General features: G+C 36.6%; 13 protein-coding genes. 6 read left to right on the forward strand and 7 right to left on the reverse strand.

Going from position 1 to position 13,224, the window contains the following annotated elements; genetic code table 11:
* Positions 1-24 precede the first annotated feature (24 nt).
* From BTO11_RS01330 to ppnP, 3 genes are all read left to right on the forward strand, one after another.
* Positions 25-1,656: an HD family phosphohydrolase gene (locus BTO11_RS01330; RefSeq protein WP_105050891.1), complete on the forward strand. Its 1,632-nt coding sequence runs from the start codon at positions 25-27 to the stop codon at positions 1,654-1,656.
* Between the two features lie 61 nt (positions 1,657-1,717).
* Positions 1,718-3,562 (forward strand): tetratricopeptide repeat-containing diguanylate cyclase, encoded by a 1,845-nt coding sequence (locus BTO11_RS01335; RefSeq protein ID WP_181135812.1) that lies wholly within the window; start codon positions 1,718-1,720, stop codon positions 3,560-3,562.
* 114 nt (positions 3,563-3,676) lie between these two features.
* Positions 3,677-3,988, forward strand: coding sequence for a pyrimidine/purine nucleoside phosphorylase (ppnP, locus tag BTO11_RS01340; protein ID WP_105050893.1), 312 nt, complete (start codon positions 3,677-3,679; stop codon positions 3,986-3,988).
* 99 nt (positions 3,989-4,087) lie between these two features.
* Here the strand turns inward: ppnP and gpsA are convergent, their stop codons facing one another.
* From gpsA to BTO11_RS01360, 4 genes are read right to left on the reverse strand one after another with little or no spacing between them, the layout of a single operon-like run.
* A complete protein-coding gene (gene gpsA / locus BTO11_RS01345) occupies positions 4,088-5,098 on the reverse strand; it encodes an NAD(P)H-dependent glycerol-3-phosphate dehydrogenase (RefSeq protein ID WP_105050894.1) in 1,011 nt (336 codons plus the stop codon).
* A 40-nt stretch (positions 5,099-5,138) separates the two neighbouring features.
* Positions 5,139-5,624, reverse strand: a complete 486-nt coding sequence (gene secB / locus BTO11_RS01350; RefSeq protein WP_105050895.1) for a protein-export chaperone SecB — start codon at positions 5,622-5,624, stop codon at positions 5,139-5,141.
* Positions 5,625-5,647: 23 nt separating this feature from the next.
* Entirely contained in the window at positions 5,648-5,905 is a 258-nt protein-coding gene (gene grxC, locus BTO11_RS01355) for a glutaredoxin 3 (protein ID WP_105050896.1), read from the reverse strand.
* Between the two features lie 21 nt (positions 5,906-5,926).
* On the reverse strand, positions 5,927-6,355 hold the full coding sequence (locus BTO11_RS01360; protein ID WP_105050897.1) for a rhodanese-like domain-containing protein: 429 nt from the start codon (positions 6,353-6,355) through the stop codon (positions 5,927-5,929).
* Between the two features lie 192 nt (positions 6,356-6,547).
* On the opposite strand from BTO11_RS01360, the gene gpmM reads away from it, so the two are divergent.
* The 3 genes from gpmM (at position 6,548) to BTO11_RS01375 (ending at position 10,219) form a co-directional block, all read left to right on the forward strand.
* Positions 6,548-8,077, forward strand: a complete 1,530-nt coding sequence (gene gpmM / locus BTO11_RS01365) for a 2,3-bisphosphoglycerate-independent phosphoglycerate mutase (protein WP_105050898.1) — start codon at positions 6,548-6,550, stop codon at positions 8,075-8,077.
* Positions 8,078-8,133: 56 nt separating this feature from the next.
* Positions 8,134-9,315 (forward strand): murein hydrolase activator EnvC family protein, encoded by a 1,182-nt coding sequence (locus tag BTO11_RS01370; RefSeq protein ID WP_146105447.1) that lies wholly within the window; start codon positions 8,134-8,136, stop codon positions 9,313-9,315.
* 127 nt (positions 9,316-9,442) lie between these two features.
* Positions 9,443-10,219, forward strand: coding sequence for a divergent polysaccharide deacetylase family protein (locus BTO11_RS01375; RefSeq protein ID WP_105050900.1), 777 nt, complete (start codon positions 9,443-9,445; stop codon positions 10,217-10,219).
* A gap of 51 nt (positions 10,220-10,270) precedes the next feature.
* On the opposite strand, the gene BTO11_RS01380 is transcribed toward BTO11_RS01375, so the two are convergent.
* From BTO11_RS01380 to rpoH, 3 genes are all read right to left on the reverse strand, one after another.
* Complete coding sequence (locus BTO11_RS01380; RefSeq protein ID WP_105050901.1) at positions 10,271-10,978, reverse strand: hypothetical protein; 708 nt, start codon at positions 10,976-10,978, stop codon at positions 10,271-10,273.
* Between the two features lie 2 nt (positions 10,979-10,980).
* Positions 10,981-11,802, reverse strand: a complete 822-nt coding sequence (locus tag BTO11_RS01385; protein WP_105050902.1) for a DUF2797 domain-containing protein — start codon at positions 11,800-11,802, stop codon at positions 10,981-10,983.
* A gap of 189 nt (positions 11,803-11,991) precedes the next feature.
* Positions 11,992-12,858 (reverse strand): RNA polymerase sigma factor RpoH, encoded by an 867-nt coding sequence (rpoH, locus tag BTO11_RS01390; RefSeq protein ID WP_105050903.1) that lies wholly within the window; start codon positions 12,856-12,858, stop codon positions 11,992-11,994.
* Between the last annotated feature and the right edge of the window lie 366 nt (positions 12,859-13,224).

The raw sequence follows: 13,224 nt of genomic DNA on the forward strand, positions 1-13,224 counted from the left end.
ACTGACAGGTAATAGAGAGTAACCATGACTAATAAATTTAGCGACTCGGCTCTACAGCATTTAATTAATGTTGGTGTTGAGCTATCGACTGAGCAGGATACGACCAAGTTACTAGAGAACATTCTACTTAGTGCTAAAGAGCTGTCGAATGCTGACGGTGGTACTATTTACTCTATTACAGAAAAAAACACTCTTAAGTTTGAAACCTTATTAAATGACACCCTTAATATGTATATGGGTGGAACTTCTGGTGTACCAATTCCGTTTCCAGAAATACCAATGTTTGTTAATGGTGAACCAAACGCAAATGCATTAGTGGCATATGCAGCAGCCACAGATCAAGTTATTAACATTTCAGATGCTTATGAGTCCGGCGACTATGACATGAGTGCATCTCGGAATATGGATGAAAAAACAGGTTATAGAACCAAATCTGTTTTAACCATTCCAATGAAAAACCATGAGAAAGAATTGATTGGTGTTATTCAACTCCTTAATGCACAACAAGATGATCAAGTCATAGACTTCACTCCTGAGTTAGAGACCATTATTCGCTCTCTCACATCAATGGCCGCTGTCGCACTGACCAATAGACAATTAATTGATGGTATGGAAGAGTTATTCCAATCACTAACTCGCTTAATTGCACGCGCCATCGATGCAAAATCGCCATACACTGGTGGTCACTGTAATCGAGTTCCGGAATTAACTATGTTAATTGCAGAGGCCGTATGTTTTACCAATACAGGGCCTTTAGCTGACTTCCACATGGATGACGCTGAAAAGCATGAGCTTGCTGTTGCAGGCTGGTTACATGACTGTGGAAAAATAGTCACGCCTGAATATGTAATGGATAAGTCCACTAAGTTAGAAACCATATTCGACCGCATTGCTTTAGTCGAATGCCGTATTGAACTGGCCATATCTGAAATAAAAATTAAACATCAACAACAGATTATTGATCAGTTAAAACAAGGTAAAGACATAACTAGCCTTGAATCACAGTTACCAGCGTTAATTCAAGAGCTTGAAGATGATAGGTTGTTTTTATGCGCCGCTAATATTGGTGGTGAATTCATGAAACCAGAAGATCAGCAAAGAGTTCAAGACATCGCCAACAAATATGATGTCACTATAAATGGAATTAAACAGCCTTTGCTTACCCGTAATGAGGTTTGTAATTTAGAAATTGCCAAAGGGACCTTGTTACCAGAAGAGCGAGAGATCATTAATCATCACATGGTGATCACTATAGAAATGTTGGAATCACTACCATTTCCAAAACACTTACGTAATGTCACTGAATATGCCGGAGGTCATCATGAAAAAATGGATGGCACAGGTTATCCAAAAGGATTAACCCGTGAGCAAATGTCAGTGCCAGCAAGAATGATGGCAATTGCTGATATATTTGAAGCGTTAACCGCTTCAGACAGACCTTACAAAAAAGCAAAAATGTTAAGTGAATGTTTAAATATTATGGGATTCATGAAGCTAGACAAACACATAGATCCAGATTTATTTGACGTGTTTATCGATGAAGAAGTTTACCTGCAATACGCACAGCAGTTCTTGGCTGAAGCACAAATAGACAATATAGATAAAAGTAAAATACCAGGGTATGTGCCACCTAAAAATAGGAAAACAACAGCTTAATACGCTGAACATACTATTTATGGAAAATACAGCAGACATAATTAAAGGATTAATGAGCAAGATGAAACAATCAATAGCCGTTTTGTTATTCAGCCTTTGTCTGTGTTGTACTTTGTCTGTCTCTGCCAATACCGCAACAACATCGATTTCCCCCAAATTAAAAGCAATTGAATCTGTTTACAAAGCGGACAGTCAACAAGCCTTAATATTAGCTAAAGAATTAATCACTGAATATCCAGACAACGCTGAAGTGATTACTTGGTTAGGCAGGTTATATCCAATATTTTCCGAGTTTGAGTTAGGTTATGAATATGCAAATAAAGCACTCACATTAAATATATCTGCTTATGACAAAACCTATATGTACCTAACATTGGCGGATTATTATCAATATAAACAAAATACCCAACAACAATTTGAGTATTTAGAGCAAGCTATTGAATACGCAAAGAAAACCGAAGACCCAAATCTGATTGTCGAAATGGTATCGGCATATAGCAATATATTAGCTGACAATAACCGTATTGACCAAGCGATGAGGTTTATGAGCCAATCCTATGAGCTTATTGACAGTGTAACTAGCCCTGATGCCCTTTCGACTATGTACAACGCCTTATGTAACATTTATTTAAAAACAGGTCATACAGATGGCGCGATAGAGGCAATGTTAAAGTCTATCGACTATGTGATACAAAGTGGTAATACACAGCAGTTATCGGTTGCTTATTACAACCTTGCTGATATTTACATCAGTACCAATGACTACGAAAAAGCCATTAATGCGTATAAAAATTCGGATAAATATAGCCGGGAAAGCGGAGATATAATTGGTATTGCCTATGCCTATATGGGAATGGGACGAGGTTATTTACAAGCGAAAAATTATAAACAAGCATTGAGGGTTTTATTAGACGCTAAACAACGCTTTCTCTCAGAAAATATTGTTGAGAGCTTAATTCAAATCTATGGCGATCTTGCTAGTGCTCAATTGCATTTAAAACTATACGACGACGCTCAAGCCTCACTGTCAGATCTAAGCGCCTTGTCATCATATAAAACAGAAAAATCAGCTTATACTTACATTCAATCTATGAATACACAGGCTAGTTTATTCTTCGCGTTAAATAAATTTGAACAAGCTTACCAAGCACAGAAAAATTATACTGAACAACTTAAGGATTATCACCAAAAGCAACTAGACGCCTCCACAGAGTCAGCTTTTGAAAAACTAAAAAACTCTATTTACGCCAAAGATAACCAATTGCTGCTATTAGAAAACCAACTCAAAAAAGTTGAACTAGACAAACATAAGAAACAAACCAACTTCCTGTTAATTGTATCGTTACTCTCTATTTGCACCGCCGTTTTTGTTACCTTTATATTGTCGCGCAATATCAAACTACAAAAACAATTAGATAAGTTAGCCACCACTGATTATTTAACTGGGTTATATAATCGTCGAAAAATCATGGCAATTTTATCCGAACGTTTTATTCAATTTAAAAAATCGAAAGACGTATTATATGTTTGTATGTTTGATTTAGATTTATTCAAAAAAATAAATGATTTATACGGTCACGTGATGGGAGATAGAGTGTTAAAACTTATAGCGGATTGCGCTATCAAGCACTTTGGTCCGGAACAACCTATTGGTAGATATGGCGGCGAAGAATTTTTAATTATCCTCAACTCAGAAAACTATCAAGCGGCTTATGCGTCGCTAGAACAATTTAGAGCTGCAGTTGAAGCTATTCAAGTAGATGGTTTATTCGAACCAGTTACTATCAGCTTAGGCTTATCTGAAGCATCGGTTAGTGACCTTTATCAAACTGATATCATCCAAAGAGCAGACACCTCTCTTTATGAGGCTAAAAAATCTGGGCGAAATCGCCTATGTGGCAACTAATTCGCTTAAATATTCTAGTTAGTAAATAATTTGATCTTTATTATAGCCATATAAGCTTTTACCTTGGTGTCGAATACCGTACTCTCTAATCAAATAAATTTATAAGGATCACCCATGTCACAATTTGACAATGTCTCTGTTACAACCAATGCCAATGTTTACTTCGACGGAAAAGTAACAAGTCGTACTGTTACTTTCGCCGATGGCACCCATAAAACATTAGGTATTATGATGCCTGGTGATTACGAGTTTGCCGCTAGCGATCAAGAATTAATGGAAATCAGCTCTGGTGAGCTAGATGTGTTATTACCAAATGCAGATTGGGTTTCAATCAAAGGTGGGGAAAGTTTTGAAGTGCCTGCTAATTCATCTTTTAAAGTAAAAGCCTCCACTGTGATTGATTATTGCTGTAGTTATTTTAAATAGGTCATCTACTACCGCAGAATATAAAAACAAAAAAGCCAGTTGTTATTAACTTAACAACTGGCTTTTTTTATATGAATACACTTCATATTAACAAACGTATTATTCTGACTTAGGATCTCTGGCCAACAAAGCCATGGCAGCTTCTTGTGCAGATTTTCCTTTATAAAGCACCTGATAGATTTGCTCAGTAATTGGCATTTCTACATTTACTTCGTTTGCTAACATATGTACTTCTTTAGTATTACGATACCCTTCAACAACTTGGCCTATCTCTTCCATCGCTGTATCAACTGATTTACCTAATCCTAAAGCTAAACCAAAACGTCGATTTCGAGATTGATTGTCGGTACAAGTTAATACTAAATCACCTAAACCTGCCATGCCCATTAATGACTTAGGATCAGCACCAAGTGCTACTGCCAACCTCATCATCTCAGCGAGTCCACGAGTGATCAAAGCGGTTCTTGCATTGGCTCCATAACCAATTCCATCAGCCATTCCTGCACCGATAGCAATAACATTTTTAACCGCACCACCAAGCTGTACCGCAACAAAATCTGAGTTTGTATAAACTCTAAATTTGCGTTCGCAATGCAACATACCACTGATAGTTTCGGCAAACTCTTGATCTTCAGAAGATAAAGAAACCGCAGTTGGTAGACCTTGTACCATTTCTTTAGCAAACGTCGGTCCTGACAAAACAGCCAGTGACGCGGAATCACCAAGTATATCTCGGGCAACCGTATCTAACAAACGGCCGGTATCAGGGTCTAATCCTTTTGTTGCCCAGCAAATCTTTGGATTCTCAGGTAACAAAGGTTGTATTTGTTTTAATACATTTGAAAATACATGACTAGGAACAACCACCAAATGTAACTCTGACTGAGTAACTGCTTCGGTCAAATCATTGGTTACATGGAGTGTTTCTGGGAAGTCAGCACCTGGTAAGTATTTTCGGTTTTGACGATGTAATTGCATATCTGCCATTTGTTCTTTATCTCGTCCCCACATGATCACTTCATGACCATTACGGGCAAAACAAAAAGCAAGGGCGGTGCCATAAGAGCCCGCCCCTAAAATTGCAATTCTGAATTTTTTATCAGAACTCATACTGTCTCCACTTTAAGCGACAAAATTTATAAAGTAACGTTTACGCGTCTAACTTTTGACCTTCAGCTTGTGCTTTAGCTTGTTGCATATATTGAGCAAACAAGGCATCAAAGTTAACAGGTGAAAGGTTTAATGCAGGGAAAGTTCCACGATTAACTAAATTAGAAACCGTTTCACGAGCATAAGGGAATAATGTATTTGGACAGAACGCACCTAACATATGTGCAATTTGACCTTCTGGCATATTACCAATTACAAAAATACCAGCTTGTTGAACTTCACACAAAAACGCAGTTTGTCCTTCAACTGTTGCCGTTACTGTTACTGATAACGTAACTTCAAACACGCCTTCTTCAACTTTTACACTTTTGTTGTCTAAGTCTAACTTAATTTCTGGCTGCCATTCTTTAGTAAAGATAGCTGGAGAGTTAGGTGTTTCAAACGAAACATCTTTTACATAAATGCGTTGAATTGAAAATTGTGGAGCTGTTTCATTTGTTTGAGTTGCCGCTTCTTGTTCTGCCATTTTATTTTATTCCTGAATTTTATTTATTTTGATAACAACGCGTCTAATTTATTCGCACGTTCTAAAGCCATTAAATCATCACAACCGCCCACGTAATGATCGCCAATGAAAATTTGAGGAACCGTTGACGGTCCTTTTGTTCTAGCTATCATTGGGTCTCTTAGTTCTGGGTGTTGATCTATTTTTATTTCAGTAAACTCAACTTGTTTTGCATTTAACAAAGCAAGTGCTCTACTGCAAAAAGGACAATATCCTTTGGTATAAATATCTATATGTGCCATATCTAAGAGTCTTATTTTTATTTATTTTTTAACTACAGGTAAGCTTGCGCTTATCCAACTTTGAATGCCACCTTGCAGTACAGAAACCTGTTCAAAACCAGCTTTGCTCATTTGCTTAGCTGCTCCTTTGGCCGTCATACCAGTGTTACAAACAATTACTATGGGGTCAGCCTTTTTATTTTCAAGCGCACCAAATTGACCACTAGTGATTTTATCCATTGGTAAATGAATAGAGTCTGTAATACGACCTTTATTAAAATCAGCAATCGCACGGGTATCAACAACTTGACCGTTTGAACGATTCACCAACATGGTTAAGTCGTGGCTGGATACCATCTTAACTGAAGATGTAGCACCAGATAACCAACTCATTACCAACATTAAAAACAACAGAGCCCACGCAGCTCCTAACATATAATGATTGCCAATAAACTCAACAAACTGTTCCATAGATTAACTACCTAATTATTATTGTCTGAAATGTTTTCAGAATTTCTTAAAGTGGCGGGATTATACCTGCTTAACGTTAAGATACCAAAAGCTTATAAGATGATATTAAAAATTGTTAAACACTCAAGTTAAAACAGGTTAGAATCATTTCATACAAGAAATGCATTCACTCAAAAAAAGCCGGGAAATTTCATGACAGATAAAAAGCCTTTTGTTTTAGTTATTATGGATGGTTGGGGTCACAGCACTGCAATAGAAAACAACGCGATTGCAGCAGCAAACACTCCTAATTTAGATAACCTTTGGAATACCAAACCGAGTACGCTAATTTCTGGTAGCGGCTTAGATGTTGGTTTACCGGATGGACAAATGGGTAATTCTGAAGTTGGTCATGTAAATTTAGGTGCCGGGCGTATCGTTTATCAAGACTTTACTCGTATTACCAAGGCGATTGAAGATGGCACATTTAATACTAACCCAGCTCTAGTTAATGCGGTTGATGCTGCAGTTTCAAATGACAAAGCCGTTCATATAATGGGTTTAATGTCACCAGGTGGCGTACATAGTCACGACGAACATATCCTAGCTATGGTGAAAATGGCCGAACAACAAGGCTGTAATAAAGTTTATGTACATGCCTTTTTAGATGGACGCGACACTCCACCGCGCAGTGCTCATGATGCGTTAGAGAAGTTCGAGCAACACTTTGCCGAAACAGGTAAAGGTAAAATTGCTTCATTAATTGGTCGTTATTATGCAATGGATAGAGATAACCGTTGGGATAGAGTGCAATTAGCTTACGACTTATTAACATCTGCAAAAGGTGAATTCACTTCAATTTCAGCCCTAGACGGTTTGCAAAATGCTTATGACCGTGAAGAAAATGACGAATTTGTAAAACCAACCGTTATTGGTAAGCCAGTTCCAATGCAAGATGGTGATGCCGTTATCTTCATGAACTTTAGAGCCGATAGAGCCCGCGAATTAACTCGCAGCTTTGTTGATAATGACTTCGACGGTTTTGAACGTAGAATGACGCCTAAACTTACTGATTTTGTGATGTTGACTCAATATGCAGCTGACATCAAAACCACTGCGGCATTCCCGCCAACACCATTAACAAATGTACTTGGTGAATGGTTAGAGAAACATAACAAAACTCAACTACGTATCTCAGAAACAGAAAAGTATGCTCATGTTACTTTCTTCTTCTCTGGTGGCCGTGAAGAATTATTTGTTGGTGAAAAGCGCGAGCTAATTCCATCACCTCAAGTGGCAACTTACGATTTACAACCTGAAATGAACTCAGAAATGTTAACCGATAAGTTAGTAGCTGCAATCAAATCAAAAGAATATGACTTTATCGTTGTTAACTATCCAAATGGTGACATGGTTGGTCACACTGGCGTATTTGATGCTGCGGTTAAAGCATGTGAAGCAGTTGATCATTGTATTGGACGCATAGTAAACGCGTTAGAAAGTGTAGGCGGCGAATGTTTAATAACCGCTGACCACGGTAATGCAGAAAAAATGGCAAATGCTGAAACAGGTCAAGCACATACGGCTCACACCAGCGAACCCGTTCCTTTCATTTATGTTGGCCGTGATGCCAAAGTAGTTGAAAACGGTAAGTTAAGTGATGTAGCCCCTACCATACTTAATTTAATTGGTATGGAAATCCCTGCAGAGATGACAGGTAAACCTTTAATGTTAGTTGATTGATGTCAGCTGATTAATCTGATTAGATAGACAGGGACGTTTTTAACATCAGGAATATTGTGAATCATTTTTTACTAATTATGAATAAATTGTGTATTAAGTCGGCTGTTATTTTAATAACAGCCGCTTTGTTTTTTTGCGCCTCTGTTTTAGCAAGCCCAAGCAAAAATTCAGAAAAAGACATCAGTACAAACAATAAAAAACTAGAACAAGTCCAAATTAGTATTCAACAGCAACGAGACGCGCTAAATAAGCGTATCGACCAAAAGTCGAGTATTGAAGATTCCTTTAAAGCGGCTGAATTAAAAGTGGCTGAAATTGCTATTCAACTAACTCAAACCACTAACTCGTTACGCGATTTAAAGGATAAAATTGCTAAGTTAAAAAAAGAACAAAGTAAACTTAACAAAGAAAAGAAAGTTCAACAGACGTTATTAGCATCTATGGTCAAAAATGCCTATTTAAGTGGCAAGCACGACTACACCAAATTACTGCTTAATCAAGATGACCCTGCTCAACTAGAGCGATTAATTACTTATTACAAATCAGTTAATGAAGCTCGAGTTAAACAATTAGAAGATATTCAACGAGTACTAACTCGGCTCGACGAAATTGACAAAGAATTAGCCAATCGTCAAATTGATCTTTTAGCGCTGAAAAAACACCAAAACAATGAAAAGCAACAGTTAGCAATTTCTCAAAAAGAAAGAAAAACAGCGCTACGCAATCTCAATAAAAATATAAAGTCTAATCAGGATAAGTTAAAACAATTACATGCCAATCAACAACAATTAACCAACGCGATTGATGCGGCTCAAAATGTAATTGCTGTTGACCCAGCAAATTTAGTTGGCCTTTATAAATTAAAGAAAAAATTGGGTTGGCCTACAAAAGGTAAAATAATAAGCCGGTTTGGACAAAGACGAAATGGCGCTCTTAAATGGAAAGGCGTTATGATTTCAGCGTCATTAGGTAATAGAGTAAATAGTGTCGCAGAAGGCATTGTTTTATACGCTGACTGGTTGAGAGGTTTTGGCTGGGTAACCGTAATAGACCACGGCAAAGGTTATATGAGCTTATATGGTCATAACCAAGCCTTGTTAAAGTCTGCAGGCGATTATGTAGAACCAAATGAACCGATTGCATTGGTAGGACAAAGCGGTGGGCAGTCCGACCCAGGTTTATACTTTGAGATACGTTACAAAGGTAAAACCGTTAACCCTGCTCGTTGGTGTCGTTAACAGGCGACTCAGCTATCCTGAGCTTTAGTGTAAGGCAATTAGCAACTGCCTCTTGTCTGGTTATATTGCCCACAAGGCTTCACTAAATTATTTAACCCAATAATAAGAATTAAAAATTAAGACAATTTTGCGCATAATAAAATCAATCACATTAGTATTACTTTATATCTTATCTGTAGGTTTTGCCCACGCAGCAAAAATTGCAATTGTGATTGATGATATTGGTAATCAATTGAGTGATGAAAAACTTCTTAATTTAAACGAACATTTAACCTACGCTATTTTACCGCACACGCCTTACAGCTTTATATTTTCTAAAAAAGCAGCTGAACTACAACGTGATATTTTAATCCATTTACCAATGCAAGCGACCACCAAAAACATCCTACTTGGCCCAGGCGCTCTTACCGAAGACATGTCTAAGCGCCAGTATCAACAAACGTTAATTGCCGCAATTGAAGATATTCCCTACGCCATTGGAATAAATAATCATATGGGGAGTTTGTTAACACGACTAGATAAGCCAATGCGATGGACTATGGAGCTGTTACAACAACACAACATGTTCTTTTTAGACAGTAAAACTACGGTTTACAGTAAGGTTGAATCTATTGCAGATCAGTACGGGGTTAATGCACTTCATCGGAATATTTTTTTAGATAATGTTAAAAAGCCCAATGTTATGGATATTCAATTTAAACGCTTGATTAGCATAGCTCAAGAATACGGCTCTGCGATTGCCATTGCCCATCCATACCCAGAAACTTATGAGTTTTTACGAGATAACTTACCTTTGCTATCAAGCATGGGAATAGAACTAGTGCCATTATCAAGGCTATTGCCAACAGAACTCACCATTAATAATAACTTCATAGCACCAGATAGCAAACAAGTAGTTAATTAATCTTTGTGATAACTTATTAGTAATTTAATACATTGAGCTTCAACATATATCCTAATCATTTATTCCCTTACTTATGTAATAACGAATTTTCCCATTATCAAGCCAATGTGTTTTAATTGCTCGAGTGCCTTCATTATTAGTACTTCCAAGCCTCATTAACGCATTACGAAGTTCTCTTTTTTGAGTCTCCCAATCAGCTAAATCATCAGATACATTTTGAAAATCGATTTTACATAATGTTCCGCGGCATTCTAATTCATCAACCGCGATAGCAGAGAACCGATTACTCCCATTTTCAATATCAAATAAAATAGTGTCGTTAATATCATTAATCATTCTACTTGACCACTCTGAATCATATTCATCACTTTCAAAAGCCTCTGCAAAGTCTCGTATTTTCATAAAGTATCCATATGCTTCATCATTCTTTCTATCAAACTCTTTTTGGAATTCAATAATTTGTTGATTTGTTGGATATATTTTTTCTTGCTGAAGAAGTTCTTGCTCATGATCAGAGTTACGTTTTTTATTAGTATTAGATATAGGCTTAGGAGTATTCTGAGAGATTATTACCTTCTTTTCTTCTAAATAAGCTTCATTTAATTTCTCACCATCTAAATTAACTAGAGCAAGTGTTGACGTTTCACTATCCAAGTTAGTTTTTAAAGGTTTATTTATTGCAATAGAGTAAAAATAAAATAACGTTAATGACAATATAAATATTAGAAAAATTGAATAGATTAGTTTTTTTTGATTCATACTTAATATTCCGCAGAGATCTCATAAGATGTGAATTTTCGAATATTGATAACGCCGGTATCAAATATTAAGTACTGACCTTTAATTCCTTTCAAAACACCCGACACACCCACTTCTTTATCAAAGTTATATGAGCTAATTTTAACTGGATACTTTAATACTGGAAATTCGATATTCACTACATCTTCATCAAGAATTTCAATACTGTCTTCACCAAATTTAAGCTTAATCTCTGATAAACGTTCCGTAATTTGAGGAATGAGCTCTTGAGCTTTGGCTTTTAAATCAATCGACTCATTGCCACCTTTTAACATGGCGCGCCAATTGGTTTTATCAGCAATAAACTCAGCTAAAGCCGTTTCAACTAAACCAGATTGATATCTAGTTTTTACTTTTATAATAGGTAACGCTTGTGTCGCACCTTGATCTATCCAACGAGTAGGCACTTGAGTATGACGAGTGATCCCCACTTTTAAACCCGATGTGTTAGCCAGGTAAACGTAATGCTCAATCATGCAGTTTTCTTCGCCCCATTGTGGCTCTCTGCAGGTTCCTTCCGCATGGTGACATGTCTCAGGCTTCATGATGCACATATCGCAAGAGGCTAGCTTTCTCATGCATGGAAAGCAAAATCCTTGTGAGAAACTTTTCTTGGTTTTTTTATGGCAGTTTAAGCAACTGATATTGCCAGTGTGCGTTAAAGTAAGAGGTTTGCCTATTAAGGCATTTAAAGGCAGTAGTTCATCGCCGATAGGTAACTTATATTCAACTTCTCCAGTTTCCAAATCTAAAGAGGAAACCATTTTTTTTACAAACCCAATCATTTTTTATTCTTATTTTTATTTACTGTTAATCGCTACGTAATTTTAGCACAGGAAACATAATCCTGTTGTTCAATAACGATTTATTTAACCGACCGACTCAAGTGTCAGAGTCAATATCTACTTGATGGAATATATTTGGGGCATAAAAAAACCAGTCAATTGACTGGTTTTTAAAAAGGACGTTATTGCTTAAGCAGCTAACAAACCTTGAATTTTCTTCATTGCATTTTTTTCTAATTGACGAACTCGTTCAGCCGAAACACTGTACTTATCTGCAAGTTCTTGCAATGTTGATTTATTATTGTCATTTAACCAACGGCTGTGCAAAATATCTTGGCTACGTTCATCTAATGTTTTGATAGCAGAGAACAAACGTTTATTTGTATGCTCTTCCCACTCTTTGTTCGCAACATTTTCTGCAACATCTGAATTATCACGTTCTAAGTATAACGAAGGTGAATACGCAGGCGTTTCCGAATCATCGTCGTCATTACTCATGTCAAAAGCCATGTCGTAATTACTCATCCGAGATTCCATTTCCAACACTTCTTTTTTGGAAACCCCTAAAGTCTCAGCAACCGTTGCAACTTCATCATTACTAAACCAACCTAAACGTTTTTTAGATTTACGTAAGTTAAAGAACAATTTACGTTGTGCTTTAGTTGTAGCAACTTTTACTATGCGCCAGTTTTTAAGTACAAATTCATGTATCTCAGCTTTAATCCAATGAACCGCAAATGATACTAAACGTACACCTACTTCAGGGTTAAAACGTTTTACCGCTTTCATTAGGCCAATGTTCCCTTCCTGGATTAAATCCGCTTGAGGTAAACCATAACCAGAATAACTTCTTGCAATGTGCACAACAAAACGCAAATGCGACATAATTAATTGCTTTGCTGCGGCTAAATTTTCATTTTCATATAAGTCAAAAGCGAGTTCGCGCTCTTGATCTGCAGTTAACATACTGATGCTGGTAACAGAAGACACGTAAGCTTCAATGCTACCGCTATGAGGTGTTACCGATAAATTCATAGATTGACTTAATTTCGACATGATCAATCACTCCTTTTAATAAGTTGAGATGATATTAGCACTCTCAAAGCTAGAGTGCTAATTTTATTTTAAAGCTTTATAGATCTTTTAGTTCTATCTGTTAATTGGCTTAGTTTGTTTACTTATTTGAATACAATTACACATGGTTCATGTGCAATAGGAACTGCAAGGTCAGACTAGTTACACTGCCATTAGTTCAAAATATATTTACTTGTAAAATCAATATATTAAATAACATTTTAAATATATACGTTAAGTAAAAGAGGCATTAATCAAGCCGATTAATTTAATGTATAAAATGAGAGTTTTGTAACAGATGTGAAAGGCAGAGAATGAAGCTAAGATTTTTGGATGAACTACAAAATG

The organism is Psychrosphaera saromensis, from assembly GCF_002954545.1.
GTDB classification, from domain to species: Bacteria; Pseudomonadota; Gammaproteobacteria; order Enterobacterales; family Alteromonadaceae; genus Psychrosphaera; species Psychrosphaera saromensis.